General features: G+C 72.3%; 12 protein-coding genes. 4 read left to right on the top strand and 8 right to left on the bottom strand.

What is annotated here, in order from left to right:
* Nucleotides 1–79 precede the first annotated feature (79 nt).
* Genes AB0399_RS19475 through AB0399_RS19465 form a run of 3 tightly spaced genes read right to left on the bottom strand, consistent with a single transcriptional unit; the run spans nt 80 to nt 2,673 of the window.
* Entirely contained in the window at nt 80–1,159 is a 1,080-nt protein-coding gene (locus tag AB0399_RS19475) for a cell wall protein (protein ID WP_329372131.1), read from the bottom strand.
* Complete coding sequence (locus AB0399_RS19470; protein WP_366412152.1) at nt 1,156–2,226, bottom strand: ABC transporter ATP-binding protein; 1,071 nt, start codon at nt 2,224–2,226, stop codon at nt 1,156–1,158. The genes AB0399_RS19475 and AB0399_RS19470 overlap by 4 nt, the downstream gene beginning before the upstream one ends.
* A gap of 9 nt (nt 2,227–2,235) precedes the next feature.
* Nucleotides 2,236–2,673 (bottom strand): GntR family transcriptional regulator, encoded by a 438-nt coding sequence (locus AB0399_RS19465; RefSeq protein ID WP_328460936.1) that lies wholly within the window; start codon nt 2,671–2,673, stop codon nt 2,236–2,238.
* 332 nt (nt 2,674–3,005) lie between these two features.
* On the opposite strand from AB0399_RS19465, the gene AB0399_RS19460 reads away from it, so the two are divergent.
* A complete protein-coding gene (locus AB0399_RS19460; protein WP_366412151.1) occupies nt 3,006–4,670 on the top strand; it encodes a glycosyltransferase family 39 protein in 1,665 nt (554 codons plus the stop codon).
* A gap of 217 nt (nt 4,671–4,887) precedes the next feature.
* On the opposite strand, the gene AB0399_RS19455 is transcribed toward AB0399_RS19460, so the two are convergent.
* The 3 genes from AB0399_RS19455 to AB0399_RS19445 all read right to left on the bottom strand — a co-directional run bounded on the left by AB0399_RS19455 (nt 4,888) and on the right by AB0399_RS19445 (nt 11,551).
* Nucleotides 4,888–6,774: a hypothetical protein gene (locus AB0399_RS19455; protein WP_329372125.1), complete on the bottom strand. Its 1,887-nt coding sequence runs from the start codon at nt 6,772–6,774 to the stop codon at nt 4,888–4,890.
* 476 nt (nt 6,775–7,250) lie between these two features.
* Nucleotides 7,251–10,394, bottom strand: coding sequence for a GH92 family glycosyl hydrolase (locus tag AB0399_RS19450; protein ID WP_366412150.1), 3,144 nt, complete (start codon nt 10,392–10,394; stop codon nt 7,251–7,253).
* Nucleotides 10,395–10,897: 503 nt separating this feature from the next.
* Nucleotides 10,898–11,551 carry a TetR/AcrR family transcriptional regulator gene (locus tag AB0399_RS19445; RefSeq protein WP_366412149.1) on the bottom strand — a complete coding sequence of 218 codons (654 nt, stop codon included), beginning with the start codon at nt 11,549–11,551 and terminating at the stop codon, nt 10,898–10,900.
* A 207-nt stretch (nt 11,552–11,758) separates the two neighbouring features.
* Here AB0399_RS19445 and AB0399_RS19440 point away from each other — a divergent pair, with 207 nt between their 5' ends.
* Nucleotides 11,759–12,721 carry an alpha/beta hydrolase fold domain-containing protein gene (locus tag AB0399_RS19440; protein ID WP_366412148.1) on the top strand — a complete coding sequence of 321 codons (963 nt, stop codon included), beginning with the start codon at nt 11,759–11,761 and terminating at the stop codon, nt 12,719–12,721.
* 124 nt (nt 12,722–12,845) lie between these two features.
* On the opposite strand, the gene AB0399_RS19435 is transcribed toward AB0399_RS19440, so the two are convergent.
* On the bottom strand, nt 12,846–13,400 hold the full coding sequence (locus AB0399_RS19435) for a winged helix-turn-helix domain-containing protein (protein WP_329372117.1): 555 nt from the start codon (nt 13,398–13,400) through the stop codon (nt 12,846–12,848).
* Between the two features lie 57 nt (nt 13,401–13,457).
* On the opposite strand from AB0399_RS19435, the gene AB0399_RS19430 reads away from it, so the two are divergent.
* Together AB0399_RS19430 and AB0399_RS19425 are read left to right on the top strand one after the other, a co-directional pair.
* Nucleotides 13,458–14,363: a S41 family peptidase gene (locus tag AB0399_RS19430; protein ID WP_366412147.1), complete on the top strand. Its 906-nt coding sequence runs from the start codon at nt 13,458–13,460 to the stop codon at nt 14,361–14,363.
* A gap of 446 nt (nt 14,364–14,809) precedes the next feature.
* Nucleotides 14,810–17,053, top strand: a complete 2,244-nt coding sequence (locus AB0399_RS19425; protein ID WP_366412146.1) for a SpoIIE family protein phosphatase — start codon at nt 14,810–14,812, stop codon at nt 17,051–17,053.
* A 30-nt stretch (nt 17,054–17,083) separates the two neighbouring features.
* Here AB0399_RS19425 and AB0399_RS19420 read toward each other — a convergent pair whose 3' ends face one another.
* Nucleotides 17,084–17,404, bottom strand: coding sequence for a DUF6191 domain-containing protein (locus tag AB0399_RS19420; protein WP_366412145.1), 321 nt, complete (start codon nt 17,402–17,404; stop codon nt 17,084–17,086).
* Nucleotides 17,405–17,429: the final 25 nt, after the last annotated feature.

Here is a 17,429-nt window from a genome sequence, read left to right as displayed (position 1 = left end):
CGGCGGGGCGCGTCGCACGACGGGGGCCGCGCCGCCCGGCAGGCGGCGGTGCCCGGCGGTGCCCGGCGGAGCGCACTGCTCAACGTGCGGTGATGCGGGGGACGTACCAGAGGCAGAAGGCGGCCAGGGCGGCGCACACCGCGAGGCAGATCCCGGTCTCGATCAGCTGGAGCGGAAGGAACTGGTTCATCTTGAAGGCGCTGCTGTAGTGCCCGACGATGTGGTGCTGCCGCATGCATGCGGGCACGTCGCGGACCCTGGCACTGGTGCATGGATCGTGGCTGGTGAGCGTGCCGTCGGCCCGGACGTATCCGAGGCCCTGGTACCAGGCGTCACGCGGGGAGTTCGGGAAGTCGAGGCCGAGGCCGCGGCTGCGGCGGACGGACGGGGTCAGCAGGTGCGGGCGCAGCTTCTCCAGCCCGAGCAGGGCGGCCTCGCTGAGCCCGGCGCCGGCCGCGACCGCGGGCAGGGTACGGCGCAGCAGCACGCCGGTGACCGCGCCGATCATCAGGGCGAGCAGGATGTGGGCGACGCCGACCGGGCCGGTCCAGGCGAAGAAGTCCCAGCCGTTCCACCAGATGGTCGCGCGCCAGGCGGAGCGGTCGGGGCCGGTGCCGCTGTGGCCGCGCCAGCTGGAGTACCACCACCAGGTGACCGGCACGGTCAGCACGGCGGCGGCCGCGGTGGTGATCAGCGCTGCCGTGCCGAGCCTGACCGCGACCCATTCGCGGCGGCCGATGGACTGCGTCCAGGCCAGACGGTGGGTTCCGGACTCCAGGTCCTGCGCGAACAGCGGTCCGCCGAGCAGCGCACCGACCGCGAGCGGCAGGTAGCGCAGCACGGACGGCGACCGGTCGAAGACCATGTGCACGACGCTCGGGATGGCCGGCGGAGCCGCGTCGTCGTTGCCGGGGTCGCACCGCTGGGGTGAGGTTCGGCAGATGTCGGCGTAGTGGTGCACGCCGGAGACGAGTTGGTGGTGTTCCCACACCGACCACAGCGCGCCGAGGACGGCGAACGCGACCATCGTGCGGTAGACCGCCCGGTGCTTCCGCCAGGCCAGCCAGGCGGGGCCGGCGAGGCGGGGCAGCGGGAACGGCAGCCGGGCCGGGCGCTCCTCGGGCGGCGGCCAGGACACGTAGCGGGCGAGGGCGCTCATCGGTCGGGGTCCGTGTGGTCCTGGTGGTGGTGCGCGCGTATCTCGTCGGCCGGGCGGGTCGGCGGCACGTCGGCGGGCGCGAGCAGGGGCGGGGCCTGCGGGTTGCGCAGGTAGGCCAGCAGGATCTCCTCCAGGCTGGGCGGTTCGGCACTCACGGCGGGGTCGAGGGAGGTCGGCAGCTGGATCATCGCGGTGAGCTGCCGTCCGGTGGTGCGCGCTTCCACGACGGTGTGGCCGAGCAGCGCGTCCGGCAGCGGGGCGGCCGGGTCGGGGCGGGCGGCGCCGCGCCGGTGGTGGGAGCGCGGATCGGCGCCTGCCCGGACGCCGGACGGCTCGTGGCCGTCGAGGGTGTGGGTGACCAGGGTGTGCGCGGCCTGGACGAACTCCACGTCGTCGGCGACCAGCATCCGGCCGTGTGCGAGCAGGAGTACGTAGTCGCAGACGAGGTCCAGCTCGGCGAGGATGTGCGAGGACATCACCACGGTGGTGCCGTGTTCGGCGGCGGTGGTCATCAGCGCGGCCATCATGGCGTGCCGGCGCAGCGGGTCGAGGTCGGCCATCGGCTCGTCGAGCAGCAGCAGGTCGGGGCGTTTGCCGAGGGTGAGGGCGAGCGCGACGCAGGTGCGCTGGCCGCCGGAGAGGTGGCCGACCTTGGCATCCAGCGGCACGTCGGCGTCGGCCACGACGCTCCGCGCGCCGGCGTCGTCCCACCGCGGGTTCATCTCCCGGCCGTAGCGCAGCGTCTCGGCGACGGTGAACGCGGAGTGCAGCGGCCGGTCCTGGAGCAGCAGGCCGACGCGGGGCAGGACGGCGCCGGCGCCGGGCCGGTGGCCGAGCACCCGCAAGGAGCCCTCGGTCGGGGCGCGCAGTCCGGCGGCGACCGCGAGCAGGGAGCTCTTGCCGTCTCCGTTCGGCCCGACCAGGCCGGCCACCCGGCCGGCCGGGACCCGGAAGTCGCAGTGGCGCAGCGCCCATTCGGCGCGGTTGCGGATGCCGAGGCCGCTCGCCTCCAGCGCGGGTGCCTCGGTGCCGGTGCGCGGGACACCGGCCGAGGGGTGGTCGGTCATCGGTCCTCGCTAGCCGTGCGGGTGGGCGTCGTACGTCCCTGTTCCGGGCACGCGGGTGTCGGCGGCGCGCGGGAAGGACTCGTCGAGAGCGGAGGTCAGCAGTGCGGCGACGTCCTCGCGGCCGAGGTCGGCGGCGCGGGCGGCGGCCATCCAGGCCCGCAGGCCCTCGTGCAGCGGGGAGTCGGCGGCGGAGCCGGGCTGGGCGAGCGACTTGCGGACGAACGTCCCCACGCCCTGGCGGGCCTCGACCAGCCCCTGGCGCTCCAGTTCGCGGTACGCCTTGAGCACGGTGTTCGGGTTGATCGCGGTGGCGGCCACCACCTCGGCCGCCGAGGGGAGCTTGTCGCCGGGCGCCAACTGGCCGAGCCGCAGGGCCTGTTCGGTCTGCCGCACGATCTGCTGGTAGGCGGCGACGCCGCTTCGCCGTTCGATACGGTAGGTGACCACGGGCGCACTATATCACTAGTGGACCGGTGGACCTAGACCCGCGTCGCACTCGGCACTCCACTCCTTCCGACCGCCCACCCTCGGCGCCATGCGGCGCCGCGCGGACCGCCACATGACGCCCCTGAGGGTCGCCACACCCTGCTGAGCTGCGGCGTTCAGCCCTCGTTTGACAGCCAGCCGAAATCCCGCGCATCATCCAGTCCACTAGTTAACTAGTGGACCGATGCGTTGGGTCGACGTCCCGAGCGTGGTGACTGTGCGTCAGTGGATGACGGATGTCCGCGCCGGGCCGGGCCCGGTCCAGGGTCCAGGTCCGGGAGAGGGGCGAAGGTATGGCGACCGTGGCGAACGGCAGGGTGGCACGGGGCAGGCCGGTGGCGGCGCTCGCCGTGACGGCCGGCACGGTCGCGCCACCCGGCCCGCGTCCTGCGCCCGCGCCCGAGCGGCCCTCCCGCCGTACCGGTCCCGGCACCGGCTCGCGCTCCGACCCGCGCGCGAGCCGGCCGCGGCTCCACCACCCGGTCACCCAGGCCGCGATCCTGCTCGCGCTCTCCCTCGCGGTGCGCGCGCCCTCCTTCCGGCGCCCGTTCTGGAGCCCGGACGAGGGCTATCTCGGCACCGAAGCGGTCGCCCTGCACCACGGCGGGCGGATGTACGCCGACGTGGTGGACCGCAAACCGCCCCTGGTGCCCTGGCTGTACGAAGCGTGCTTCGCCCTGACCGGGCCCGGCACGCTGTGGCTGGTGCGGGTGTGCGCGGTGCTGGCCCTTACGGTCACCGCGGTGTTCGTCGCGCGGCTGGCAGCGGTCGCGTGGGGCCGGTCGGCGGCGCTGCCGGCCGGCGTGCTGACCGTCGCCCTGTCGGCGGCGCTGCCGCCGCCCGACGCGATGGCGGCGACCTTCGAGATCTTCATGCTCCCGGCGACCGCGGCCGCGATGTACTACGGCGCGCGGCACCGCTTCCTCGCCGCCGGCCTCGCCCTGGCCGTCGCCACCCTCACCAAGCAGGTCGGCCTCGCCCCGCTCCTGCCGCTGGCCGTGATGGTGCTCACCTCACCGCGGCGGCGCCGGCTGCGGCACGGCGCGGCCCTGGCGGCGGGCCTGCTGCTGCCGATCGCCGGCTGCGCGCTCCTGCTGGGCGTACGCCCCTTCGTGTTCTGGATCTTCCTCTCCTCCGGGTCCTACGCCGACTCGCCGCAGAGCGTGGCCGCGATGTGCGGGCACGCGGCCGGCATCCTGCTGCGGCTCGCCGTCGTCCTCGCCGGCTGCGCGCCCCTCCTGCCCCGCCTGCTGCCCCGCCTCCGCGCCCGCCGCCAACTCAGCTCGTTCGACGGCGTGTTGCTGCTGTGGCTGCTCGCCTCCGCGGCCGGCGTCAGCGCGGGATTCCGTTTCTACGGCCACTACTTCCTGCAACTGGTGCCCCCGCTCGCGCTGCTGGCGGTGCGTGCGGTGAGCGCGGCGCCCCGCCACCCGCGGTCGAAGCGAGCGCCCTCCCAACGGGGCGGCGTGGCGGCCTGGTTCGGCCGGTCCCGCGCCACCGCCTTCGCGGTGGCGTGCGCGGTGGCGGTCTGCGCGGCCTTCACCGCCGGCGCCCTGCGTTCTCAGCCGCCGGAGCTGGGCAAGTCGCTCGCGGTGGCCTCGGCGGTGGACGGCTACAGCAAGCCCGGGCAGCGCGTCTTCCTGTGGGGCATGCACCCGGAGGTGTACTGGCTCGCCGGCCGGCCCGCGGGCAGCCGCTACCTCACCGCCGGGCTGCTCACCAACTTCAGCGGCGGCGCGGACGTCCACCGCGTGGGCGCCCGCTACGCCGTCCCGGGCGCATGGGCCGGCCTCCGCCGCGAACTGGCCGCCGCTCCCCCGTGCTTGGTGGTCGACGACTCCGCCGGCACCCCGTACCCGCTGGCGGACTACCCGCCGCTCGCGCGTCTGGTGGACCGCGACTACCTGCCGGTCGCCGTCGTCCAGGGAGCGCGGATCTACCGCCGGGCGGGCTGCTGACCGCGGCGCGCGGCGCCGCAGGCCGTACTCCGGGGGCCGTACTCTGGGGGGCCGTACGCCGGTGGCATGGACGCGGCCCCGGAGGCCCTCGCCTACGTGGGCGGGGGCGTCCGGGGCCGCGCTCGGTGCGGGTGGTGCGGTCATGCGGTTGGTGCGGGTCATGCAGCTCGTCCGGGTCGTTCACCCGGCGCGAGTGGTGCGGTCCGCAAGTGCGGATCTACGGGAAACTCACGACGTTGCTGGGCGTCGTGTTGGAGGCGGTGACCGCTCCGGTGTCGTTGATGACGTGGCTGATGGTGCCCACGCCGCCCAGCGAGACGGTCAGCGCGTCGTGGAACTTCACGCCCGGGGTGTTGGGGACCTCGAAGGCGTGGTAGTTGTTCACGGCCGGGTTGACGTTGAAGTAGCAGTAGCTGCCCAGGCCCCACGCTTCGTGGGAGGTGACGTTGTCCGCCACCTTGTAGGCCGCGTAGCCGTTGACGCCCGACGAACTCATCCAGGACGCCTGGTCCGGCGGGTCGTAGGGGTTCTCGTTCTGGAAGAAGATGGTCTTGCCGCCCTGGCCGTTCCACACCACCTCGTACTTCTGGTAGTGCTCCACGAACAGGCCGTCGGCGAGCACGTTGTTGCCGTTGACGGTCAGCCCGTTGTCCGCGGTGTTGGTGTTCCAGCCGACGGTGCCCGCGTTGCCGTGGTCGGCGCGCCAGGCCCAGATGTGGTCGATGATGGTGTTGTTGCTGTTGACGACGAGACTGTCGGTCGCCTTGCCGGCGTTCTCACCGCCGATCCGGAAGAAGACGTCCTGGATGGTGGTGGGGTCGGCCGAGTGGTCCGCGGAGGAGCCGGACGGCCCGACGGTGAGCAGCGCCTGCGAGTTGGTGGTGCCCGCGTCGAAGAGCAGCCCCTTGATCCGGACTCCGTCGACATCGGCGACCTGCATCGCGTTGACGCCGTTGTCCGGGACGAAGGTCGGGTAGCCCACGCCCAGGATGGTGGTGTCCGCGCGCGTCACGTTGAGCGTCTGGTTCAGGTGGTACACGCCCGGGGTGACGAACAGGTTGCAGCCCTCGGCGAGCGCGTTGTTGATGGTGGCCGCGGTGTCGCCGGCCTTCACCACGTAGAACTGGCTCATCGGCAGCGAGGTGCCGGGCGTGCTGCCGTTCGCCCAGCTCGCGCCGGAGGAGTTCGTCTCCAGGCTCGGCTCGAACACCCGGTAGTTGCCCGAGCCGTCGACGTACAGGTACGGCACGTCGCGGGAGACCGGGGTGGTGGCGAGGGTGGTCTCCGGGGGGTTGGGGAAGGTGTTGCCCGGAGCTCCGCTGACGCCGGAGAAGACCATGTTCCACACGCCGCCGTCCCAGCTACCGAGGTTGCTGTTGCGGGTGTACCACTGCTGCTGCGACACCGACGACGCCTGGCCGCTGACCTTGGTGTCGGCGATGAAGCCGCCGCTGGCGTAGCCGTAACTGGCCGGGTAGAGCGCCAGGTTGCCGTGCACGTCGATCCGGCGGAACGGCGCGGCCTGGGCGACCGCCCAACGGTCGGTGCCGCTGGAGGGGTTGATCGCCAGGTTCTCCGCGCTGCGCCAGAAGTTCTGCGTGGCGTTGCCGGCGTCGGAGGCGTTGAAGGCGTCCACGGTGACGTCGCCGTTGATGGTGACGTCGTCCGGGTTCTGGCCGAGTCCGGCCACGGACGTGTAGAAGCCGACGTTGTCCTCGACGCTGTAGCTGCCGGGCTTGAACAGGTCGGCCACCCGGTTCTCGCTGAACTGGGCGGTCTGGGTGTCCTTCATCTGGTTGAACTGGGTGTCGAGTTGGGACTGGATCGCGGCGTCGCCCATCGACGGGTCGAAGACGTGCACGTTCGGCCCGAAGTCGGGGGTGTCGGACTGCGCCGGGCAGTCCGCCGCGTCGGCCGCGGGTCGGGCGGCCGTGTCGACGTGGCCGGCGGACTCCGCCGCCGAGGCGGCGCCGGCCGTTCCGGTCAAGCCCGTCAGTGCGGCGAGCAGCAAGGTGGCGGCACCGAGTACGGCGTAGCCGCGCCGGCGGGGGGTCCTGTGACGCCACCGGGCCGCGGTGCGGGCCTTGATGGATGGTCTGCGCATGGGGGGTCCTTTCACCCGGGTTCATGAAGTGAACGCTCGGGTCAGCGCGGATAGTGGGGGTTGATCGCGCTTGTATCCGTTATTTCATAGCCTCAATTCGCGACCGATCCTTCGATTTCTCATGCAGAGAACGCTCTCAATCTACGGATCGGGGGTCTAGCGGCTCGTTAGGCAGTCTCAGCCGACCCCGGCCCAGCGTCAAGGAGTTGGCGCCCGGCCCGCACACAGTGGTCACACCACACACACCGAACCCACACGACGCACCCGCCGCGACGCGGGAGCCGAAGAACTGACCAGCCGTCACACATAAGGCTGCCGACCGGCCTTGGGGCCGATCGGCAGCCTCTCGGGAACACCGGCACGCGCACGCGCCGGCGCCCAGCGGTTCACCGCGTCAACGCGCCGCCGGATCAGCGGCGTCACCGCGTCAGCGGATCACCGGATCACCGCCTCAGCGGCGTCACCGCGTCAGCGGGTCAGTTGTCGTCCGGGCAGAGGTGCAGCGCCAGGACGTTGTCGCCGGTGACCGAGACGTGCACCCGGCCGATGGTGCCGGTGTCACCGCTGTTGGCGAGGCGGAAGTCGGTGCCCGCGTTCTCGCCGTTGTGGAAGGCCGCGTCGTCCACCGTGAACGTGGCGGTCTTCCAGGTGTCGGTGCCGGTCTTGGCCACCGGCGCCGTCGACTTGTACGCGTTTCCGGTCGCGTCGTACTGCAGGCTCCAGCTCCCGGTGCCGTGGTCGTAGTAGTCGATGGTCACCGTGGCGTGGTAACTGCCGCCCGGAACCGTGGTGTTGTCCACGTCGAAGTACTCGAACGGGGAACCGTCGGTGGTGGAGCGGCCGGAGCGGCCGCCGACCGTGACCGGCGTGGTGTGGCCGTCGCCGTTGTCGCGCAGCCGCAGCCCGCACTCGGTGTCGGTGGCGCCGAGGGTGTCGCAGGAGGTCGCGGCACCGTCGGCGGCCGGCACGGTGATCACGGACGCGCCGCCGGGCAGGGACTGACCGCTCGCGGTGGTGAAGGAGACCTTCACCGGGTGGTAGCCGGACGGGGTGCCGTCGGCGACCGCGATGGAGACCGGCACCGTCGCGCTCGCGGCGCGGGTCAGGTCGAGCGTGCCCGACGACGGGGTGACGCTCACCCCGGCCACGTCGGAGGCGGCGCTCCAGTGCACCTTGCCGGCGTGGCCGGCCAGTTCGGAGACGCCGACCGTGCCCGGCAGCGAAGTGCCGCCCGGGGCGACCTGCGTCCCGGTCGGGGTCAGGTAGCCGACCGCCGGGACCTCGTAGTCCCGGTACGACGGCGGAGCCGCCTGCGCGCCCGTGGCCCAGTGGGTGTCGGGCCGGGTGGACAGGCTCACGTCGAGCGCGCCGCCGCGGGTGGCGAACGACGCGGGCAGCGCGGTGGCGGCGAAGGTACGGCCGTCCAGCCGCATCCCGGTGACGTAGGGGGCGTTGTCGGCGGCCTTCGGCGCGTCGATGGTGATCTTGTGACCGGTGCCGAGGCTGATCACGGCCCGCTTGACCAGCGGGCTGTTCAGCGCCAGCGTCGGGGTGCCGGGGGTGGCGGGCATCATGCCGAGCGCCGCCCACACGTACTCCGAGGACAGCGCGCCGTTGTCGTCGTTGCCGGGAAGCCCGTCGGGCGCGGTGGTGAACAGCTCGGTCTCGAACCGCCGTGCCACCTCCTGCGTCTTCCACGGCTGGCCGACGTAGTCGTACATCCACGGCGCGGTCGTGTCGATCTCGTTGCCCGCCCAGTCGTACGGCGCGTTGCCGCCCGCGTTGAGCTGGGAGAAGAAGTCGTCCAGGCGCGGGATCACCTTGTCCTTGCCGCCCATCGCGGCGACCAGTCCCGCAATGTCCTGCTGAACCGACCAGTTGTACTGCGCCGCGTTGCCCTCGTCGTAGCCGTCCTGCCCGAACGCGCCGGCCGGCGGGGTCTGGAAGCCGGGGCCGGCCGGGAAGGAGCCGTTGTCGTCACGCGGGCGCAGGTAGCCGGTGGCGGGGTCGTAGATGTTCTGCCAGTTGTTGCCGCGCTTGGCGTACTCCGCCTGGGTCCGGTGATCGCCGACGGAGGCGGCGAGTTGGGAGATCGCGAAGTCGTCGGTGGCCCACTCCAGGGTCTCCGAGGCGCCCTGCAGGCCGTGATCGCCTTGCGAGGTGGCGTCGTTGGGCGCGTAGCCGAGCTTGACGTAGTCCTCGATGCCGGGCCGTTCCACCCAGCCCCAGCCGACCTTCTGCGAGGTCGTCGCCGCCTTCTTCATGATCGGCAGGGCGTCCTTGACGTCGACGCCCTTCGCACCGAAGGCGACGTACTGGGCGAACAGCGGCACGCCGTTGTCGCCGTTCATCACGTTGCCGGTCATGTTCTGCGACGGCCACTTCGGCCACCAGCCGCCCTGCTGCTGGGCGTCGCGCAGCAGCGAGTTGGCCATGTCGCCGGCCTTGTCCGGGTAGAGCATCGTCTGCAGCGGGGCCAGCGAGCGGTAGATGTCCCAGTCGGAGAACGTCGCGTACTGGGTGTGGCCCTTCGGCACGGTGTGGATCGCGTCGTCGAAGCCGATGTAGCGGCCGTCGACGTCGTTGAAGACGCTCGGCGACTGGAACGAGCGGTACAACGACGTGTAGAACGTGGTCAGTTCGTCCTTGCTCGCCCCTCCCACATCCACCTTGCGCATCAGGTTCCGCCAGGCCGCGCGGGTGTCGGCCTGCACGTGCGCCACGTTCCACCCCGGGATCTCCGCGGCCGAGTTCTTGGCCGCGCCCGCCGTGCTGACGTAGGACATGCCGACCTTCGCCGTCACGCTGCGGCTCGCGGAGGTGTCGAACGTCAGGTACGCGCCCGAGCCCGAGCCCGACGCACTCGAGGCGCCGGGCGTGACGCTGCCACCCTGCCAGGTGCCGTGTGCGGTGAACGGCCGGTCGAAGGTGATGTCGAAGTACATCGTGTACTTGCTGTTGTTGCACAGGCCGTGTGGCGTGGTCGTGCCCGACAGCTCGTGGTCGTTCACCACCTGCACGTCGGCGGACAGGTCACCGCCCAGGCTGGTACCGGACTTGACCAGCACCTGCGCCTGACTGCCCGCCGGATAGTCGAACTTGGCGATGCCGGTGCGGGTGGTCGCGCCCAGGTTCACCTGCACGCCGGAGTCGGCGAGCTTCACCGCGTACGAGCCGGGCACGGCCTGCTCGTCGTCGTGCGAGAAGTGCTCGGTGCGCCCGGCCGGGTCCGCGCCGACCGCGCCGGTCACCGGCAGGATCGGGATGTCGCCGAAGGACGAGCAGCCGCCCGAGAAGTGGTCGAGACTGAAGCCCCGGATCGCCTTGTCGTCGTAGTTGTACCCGGTGCCGCCGGAGGTGGTGTCCGGGCTGAACTGCATCATGCCGAACGGGGCGGTCACACCCGGGAAGGTGTTCTCCCAGTCGGCCCCCTTCTGCGTGCCGATCAACGGATCGACGTATGAGGTCGGGTCGGACACCAGCGCGGTGTGCGAGCCCGCGCCGCCGAACCCGCCGGGGGACGCGGCCGCCGCGAGCGCCTGCGGCGCCGCCGCCACGCACGCCGTCAGCGCCAGCGCCAGGACCCCGAATCTGGTCCGTCTTCTGCTTCGTCGATACACAGTGAACCTTCCCCTGCCGTAAAATAACTCGCTTGACATCGTTGTCATCTGCGCCGTCGGCAGTCTGGTCCGGCAGTGATCGGGCGTCAAGGAGTTGAACGCGGGGGGTTGGCGGGGGTGCCGCTGCGCGGGGTGCGCGGAGGGGCGGGGCGCGGGGCGTATGGCGGGGCTGGCGGAGGGGGTTGGTGTACGGGGCGGCCGGGCGAAGGGTGGGACCGTACGACCGGGCGAGGTGGAGCCAAGGCGAGGAGTCGGACCGTACGACCGGGCGGGCCTCAGCCGAGACGAGGAGTCGGACCGTACGACCGGGCGGACCGGTACCGGGCCGGGAGCACGGCCTCGCGGGGCCGGACCGGGAGGGTGGCCACCTACGGCGGCGCGGAGAACGGCCGGACCATGGACGACGGACGGCCGAAATCGCGGCGGGCGCAGGGCAGTTGTGCGGCCCGGACGGCGACGGGGCGGAACGCGGTGCCACTCGCAGCCGCTCGTGATCCGGACCGTCAGGAGATCCGGGCCTCGATGTGGGCGAGTTGGGCGGCGAGGATCTCTTCGAACGCGGCGCGGCGGTCCACACCCAGGGGGCGGACGTCGCGGGCGAAGTGGGCCAGAGCGGGGAAGCGCTCGGGGGCCGCGCCGAGCACCGCGACGCGGAAGAGTTCCATGCCCTGTTCGTACTCCGCGGGGGTGATGGTGCTGATACCGGCCTCGGAGGCGATCAGTGCGGCGAGGAGGATCGCGACGCGGTGGTAGCGCGCCGGGATCTCCTCGTCGGGCAGGCCGGACGCGCGCAGAGCCTGTAGCAGTTCCTCCATGACCAACCGGGACCCGGTACCGCTGGACGCGTAGCGCCCCCAGATCGCGGCGAGTTGGGGCTGCTCGCCGAAGGCGTCGCGCAGGCGCAGGGCGAGGGTGGTGATGCGCTGCTTCCAGTCCCCCTCGGGGCGGTAGTCGTCCATGGCGGCCAGGAGAATCCGGTCGGCGACCGCACGCAGCAGTTCGGTCTTGTTGCGGAAGTGCCGGTAGAGGCTGGAGGAGTCGGTTCCGAGCGCTGCGGCGAGCTTGCGCACGCTGAACGACTCGGCGTCGCTGGTACGCAGCATCTCCGCCGCCGTGTCCAGGATCTCCTCGGTCGACCATCGCCGTCGGCCCGTCATCGCGCCCCTCTCGTCCGAGCCGAGCATAACCTATGCACTTGTTGATGCACGCACCGCGTGCATAATGAGGACAACGGTCTGCCCGCCCGATGGCGACGCACGGCCGTACGGGCGGGGCACGGCCCGACGCCGCAGCGCACGGCCCGACGACGCACCGCCCGACCACAACGACGGACCCGGCATCCGCCGGGAGGGGGAGCAGGAGACATGAGCGAGATCAGCACCGCGAATCGGCCGCCGGAGCCGGACTTCTCGGCGATCACGACCGAGGAACTGATCGCCTACCGCGAGGCGGAGAACCGTTTCCGGGCCTCCGGCGCGGCGCGGGCGTTCACCGGGGAGCCGGACCCCGGCGCCTCGATCGCCTGGCAGGAGGTCGCGCTGCCCGGCCGCGACCTCCTGGTCCGGGTCTACCGGCCGGCGTCGACGGGAGACGGGGAGGCCGCCGCCCGGGCCGAACTGCCCCTCGTGGTCCACGTGCACGGCGGCAGCTTCGTGGGCACGGCGGTGCAGTGCGACTGGACCAACAGCCACCTCGCCGCGGCGCTGCCCGCGCTGGTCGTCTCGGTCGAGCATCGCCTCATCGCCCCGGACAGTCCGCTCGCGAACGCCGCCGACGACGGCTGGGACGTGCTGCGGCATGTGGTGCGGAACGCCGCGCGGTGGGGCGTCGATCCGGCGCGCGCGGCCGTGTTCGGCGAGAGCTGCGGCGCCCTGATCTGCGCGCTGACCGCGATCCGGGCGCGGGAGGCCGGCATCGACCTCCAGGCGCAGGTGCTGGTCAACCCCGCGGTCGACGTGACCGGGACGATGTACGACTACCCCTCGATCGCCGAGTACGCGTACACCCCGTCCCGCGCGCTGCCCCAACTGCGGCTCTTCCAGCAGCTCGCCGTCCCACCGGGGAGCGACGCCCGCGCGCTCTCACCGCTGTACGCCGACGACCTGAGCAGGCTGGCCCCGGCGCTCGTGGTGGTACCCACCCAGGACGCGGTCGCCGATCAGGGCCGCCGCTACGCCGAGCGCTTGCGCGAGGCAGGGACGCCCGTGCGGCTGTCCGAATACCCGGCAGCGAAGCACGCGTTCCTCACTCTGCCCGGGTTGGAGCCACAGGCCCAGGCCGCCCGGACGGAGATCCTCGCCTTCCTCCGCACGGCCCTGGCGACCTGACGAGCCTTCCCCGCACCCCCACTTCGCGCCGGCGCCACCAGGTCGGCGGTCCGCCCCACCGCCTGGGGCCTGTTCCGGAAATCGGTGACGTGGTCGGTCGGCCGTCCGGGGAAGTGGCGCACTTTCACAACACGCCCGAGGCGGAACCGTCCGCCGCGGTCGGCTGGGCGTGCTGGTAGAGCGTCACCAACGCGCCGAACACGGGCTGGTCCTCCGCGTCTTCCTCGGCCTCGTCGACCAACCGGGAGAGGGTCTCGCCGAGTTCCTTCGCCTTCGCGGGGCTGAGCCGCAGGTGACGCAGCGTCAGACAGGTCTCGTCCGGCGAGCGCTCCAGCTCCTGGGCGACCGCGGCCAGCATCGCGGCGGTGCCTGCCGCGCGGGGCTCGGCGACGACCATACGGCGGGCCGTGCGCTGGTAGTACTGCTCGGTGCCGCCGCGGACCTGGCGGGTCTCGGCGACGTGCACCAGCCCGGCGTCACGGAGCACCTTGAGGTGATGGGCCACGTTGCCCTTCTTCGCGTCGAGCCGCACCGCGAGCTGGCTGATGGTGGCGGGACGGTGGCCCAGGGCGAAGAGCAACCGCTGGCGCAACGGGTGGGCGAGCGCCGCGAACTGCTCGGGCGAGCCGATCTCCTGGACGTCCTCAGGGGGCGGCGGATAGGAAGGCTGGTCACGCATACCGAAAGTGTCTAACGCTCTTGACGCTTTCGCAAGGGCGGTGCTCTACTCCCTGCCATGACGACTCCGACACTGTTCCGGCCTGCCCCTGTCATCGACGAGACCGTCGAGCTCCTGATCGAGCACTACGTCTTCCCCGAGGTGTCCGAGCAGCTCACGGTCCTGCTGCGGCAGCGCCTCGCCGAGGGCGCCTATGACGTCGGCGGCGCCGAGGAACTTGCTCCGCTGGTCACCGCGGACCTGCAGTCCGTCAACGGCGACCGGCATCTGAGGCTGAAGTACCACGCCGATTCGGTGCCCGCGGGGCAGGGGGCGGCCGCCCTGGCGGCCATGCGCCGGGACTTCGACAGCTCGCTGGGCGGTGCGCCTCGGGTGGAGTCGCTCTCCGAAGGGGTGGCCGTGGTGGAGCTGGCACCGATGCTGTTTCCGCTGGAGTGGGCCGCGGAACCGCTGAGTGCGGCGCTCACGCTGGCGTCCCGCTCCCGGGCGCTGATCGTGGATCTTCGCGCCAACCTGGGGGGCGACCCGAACACCGTCGCCTTCGTCTGCGGCTACCTGTTGGACGAGCGCACCCATCTCAACACCATGTACTGGCGTGACGGCGAACGCTACGAGCAGTCCTGGAGCGCGGCGCACGTTCCCGGTGCCCGCTTCGGCGGCAGCAAGCCGCTGTACATACTGACCAGCGACCGCACCTTCTCCGGTGCCGAGGAGCTGACGTACGACCTCCAGCAGCTCGGCCGCGCCGTCGTCGTCGGCGAGCGAACCGGCGGCGGGGCGCACCCGCGGGAGGGCTGGACGGTGCACCCGCACCTGGAAGCCACGATCCCGGTGGGCCGCGCGGTCAATCCGGTCTCCGGCACGAACTGGGAGGGCACCGGTATACAGCCCGATGTCCCCTGCGCCGCTGCCGACGCCCTCGACCGCGCCCACGCGCTGGCCCTCACCCGGCTGACCGGCTGACCGGCGCACCGCAGCTGTGGGTGGCGGCGGCGCGTTTCGGCCACCCGGCGGACCCGTCGGACACCGGCTTCGGGCACTCCGCCCACGCCGGACGGCGACCTCCTGTCGGCGTACCAGGTCGCCGCCCACGCCCGGTGACCGGCGGACGCGGTGCCCTGGTGTGACGGTGACCTGCGGTCGGGGCGACTTCGAGGCCGGGGCGACTTCGGGATCGGGGCGACGTCGGGTCGGGGCGTCGTCGGGGTCGGGTGGTCCAGTTCGGCACCGACGAGAGCGCCCACGCCCATGGCACGCCGACCGGGCCCGCCTCCCGATCCTCCGCGGGCCGGCCGCCGGCCCCGCCACTCCCCCGTCGGACGACAGGAAAGTTGCCCGCCCGGTACCCATCATGAAGGTCATGGGTTCGGCGACGTGCGCGCTCTTGCGCGGATCAACGGGAGGTCGCGATGGGGCAGGCGACGGAACCGCTGTTCACCGCTGATGACGCGGGCCGTGTCAGCGCGTGGAGCGAGGCCGCGGAGTTGTTGTTCGGCCGCTCGGCGGACGCGGTGCTGGGGGGCCGCGTGGTGGAGGCGGTCCGCGGCACGGACGCCGCGCTGTGCGCCGTACCGCGGCCCGACGGCGAGGGCGGCGGCTGGGCGGTGTACCCCTCCGACCCGGCCGAGGCGGACGTGGAGGGCCCGCTGGTGCGCGCGCTCTTCTCGGTGTCGCAGTTGGGCCTGCTCGTCCTCGACCGCGATCTGCGGCTGATCCGGGTCAGCACGGCGGCACGGGCCATGCACGGCAGCGCGCCGGCGGACCTTCTCGGACGCCGTCTGGAGGACGTCTACCGCCTGGAGAGCCCGGTCGAGGACATGGCTGCCGCCCATGGGGTGCTGGAAACCGGGGAGCCGGTCTTCTCCCGGCTGGTCACGGTCCTGACCGTGCACGGGCTGCGGCAGTACTACTCCGTTTCCGCGTTCCGGCTGTGCCGACCGGGCGGCGAAGTGGTCGGGCTGGCCATGACGCTCCTCGACGTCACCCGCCGCGAGCGGGACCGTGAGCGGGCGATGACCGTCTCCCGGGTCCGTGAACGGGTCGGACGTTCCCTGGACCTGATGCAGACCTGCCAGGACCTCGCCGACGCGCTGAGCCCGGGTTTCGCCGATCTGGCGGTGGTGTCGGTGACGGAACAGCTGGCCGGCGGCGACTACCCGCCGCTCCAGCCGGTCGATCCCGAGAAGCTGCTGCTGCGGCGCGCGGCCATCCGCACCACCGGGCCTCCCGACCCGGACGAGGGCGTCAGCGCGGTGGAGACCGTGGATCGCGAGTCGTCGTTCACCAAGGCCCTGACGAGGACGCGGCCCCTGCTGCTGCGGTCGGACCGCGACGGCCTCCTGGCGGACGACCCGCACCGGCAGGAGGCGCTGCGGAGGGCCGAGGCGCACAGCGCGATCGTGGCCTCCCTGACCGTCAGGGGAAGGGTGCTGGGGCTGCTGCGCATCTTCCGCTGCGGTGACTCCGCGCGCTACACCACGGCCGACCTGCGGGCAGTGGAGTCCGCCGTCGCCCACGCGGCCCTGTGCCTGGACAACGCGCGCCGCGTCGCCCACGACCGGGCCCTCGCCTCCACGGTCCGCCAGAGGCTGCTCTCCCGCGTCCCCGGTGCGCAACTGGGCATCGACACCGCGTTCGTCGCGCTCTCCCCGACCGCTCACAGCGGCGCGTGGTTCGATGTCATCCCCCTGTCCGGCGCGCGATGCGGGCTGGTCGTCGGAGAGGTGGGCGGCACGGGAATGGCGAGTGTCACCGCCATGGGGCACCTGCGCACCGCCCTGCGCGTGCTGACCGGACTGGAGCTTCAACCGGACGAACTCCTCGCCCGGCTCAGCGACACCGTCACCCAGCTGGCCCTGGAGCGCACCGCCGCCTCCACCTCGGACAGTCCGCCTCTGACCGCGGCGTGTGTCTACGCCCTCTACGACCCGATCTCCCGCACCTGCACCGTCGCCTGCGCCGGACAGCCCGCACCACGGCTGATCAGGCCGGACGGTCGGATCGACCGGATCGACGCACCGGTGGGCCCCCGCCTGGGTGCCCCGGACACCGAGCCCTTCGCCATGGCCACCGCACCCCTCGACGACGACTGCACCCTCATTCTGGCCAGCGACGACCTGGACCCTGCTCTCAGCACGGAGATCATCAGCCAGGTGCTGCCGGTCTACGACACGGCACAGGGCCTGGCCGACGGCATCTTCACCAGGCTGGCGGCCCACCCCGTCCACAAGGGCATCGCGCTGCTGGCCCGCGCCCGTCCGCTCCCGGCCCGCCGCACCTCCTCCTGGGCGCTGCCGTCGGAGGACCGTGCCGCGAACCGCGCCCGCCACCTCACCCGGCAGTGGCTCACCGAGTACCACCACCCGCTCGACCCCGACGACCTCGACTCGGCCGAACTCCTGGTCAGCGAACTGGTGACCAACGCCGTGCGCTACGGCACGCCACCCGTGACGCTCCGCCTCATCCTCGACCGCTCCCTCACCGTCGAAGTCAGCGACTCCGGCGCCACCGCCCCCAACCTGCGCCACGCACGCGTGACCGACGAGGGCGGTCGGGGCCTGTTCATCGTCTCGTGCCTCACCGAGAAGTGGGGCACCCGCCAGTCCTCGGCAGGCAAGACGATCTGGGCCGAACAGCACTGGCCCACCGGCTGACCGGTATCCGTACCGGCAGGAGCCGGGGCGTCAGTTCGGGTCGGGGCGCGGGGTCATCCGGATCACCGCGGTGCCCTGGTCCAGGTCGACCTTCGAGCGCGGCGGCGCGCCGTCGCCCTCCTCGTCCCGGAGCATCAACGAGGACTTCCGCTCGTCGAGTTCGTTCTGCTTGCCGGGTGAGAAGGTGGCGTGCAGCTGCTCGAAGCCGGTCGCCGTGATCTGGCCCTGCCGGCCACCGCGCCAGGGCAGCACCCCGGCCCGGCCGGCGCGCAGCATCAGCTGGTCGACGAACGCCACCGCCGTCAGCAGGATGACCAGCCCCGGCAGCGTCATGAAGACGACGAAATCCATCGGGCCCCTCCCTCGTTTCCGCGTG

This window comes from Streptomyces sp. NPDC088194 (genome assembly GCF_040702025.1).
Taxonomy (GTDB): Bacteria; Actinomycetota; Actinomycetes; order Streptomycetales; family Streptomycetaceae; genus Actinacidiphila.
Note: the sequence above shows the minus strand (reverse complement) of the source record. Positions and strands in the feature narration are given on the sequence as shown.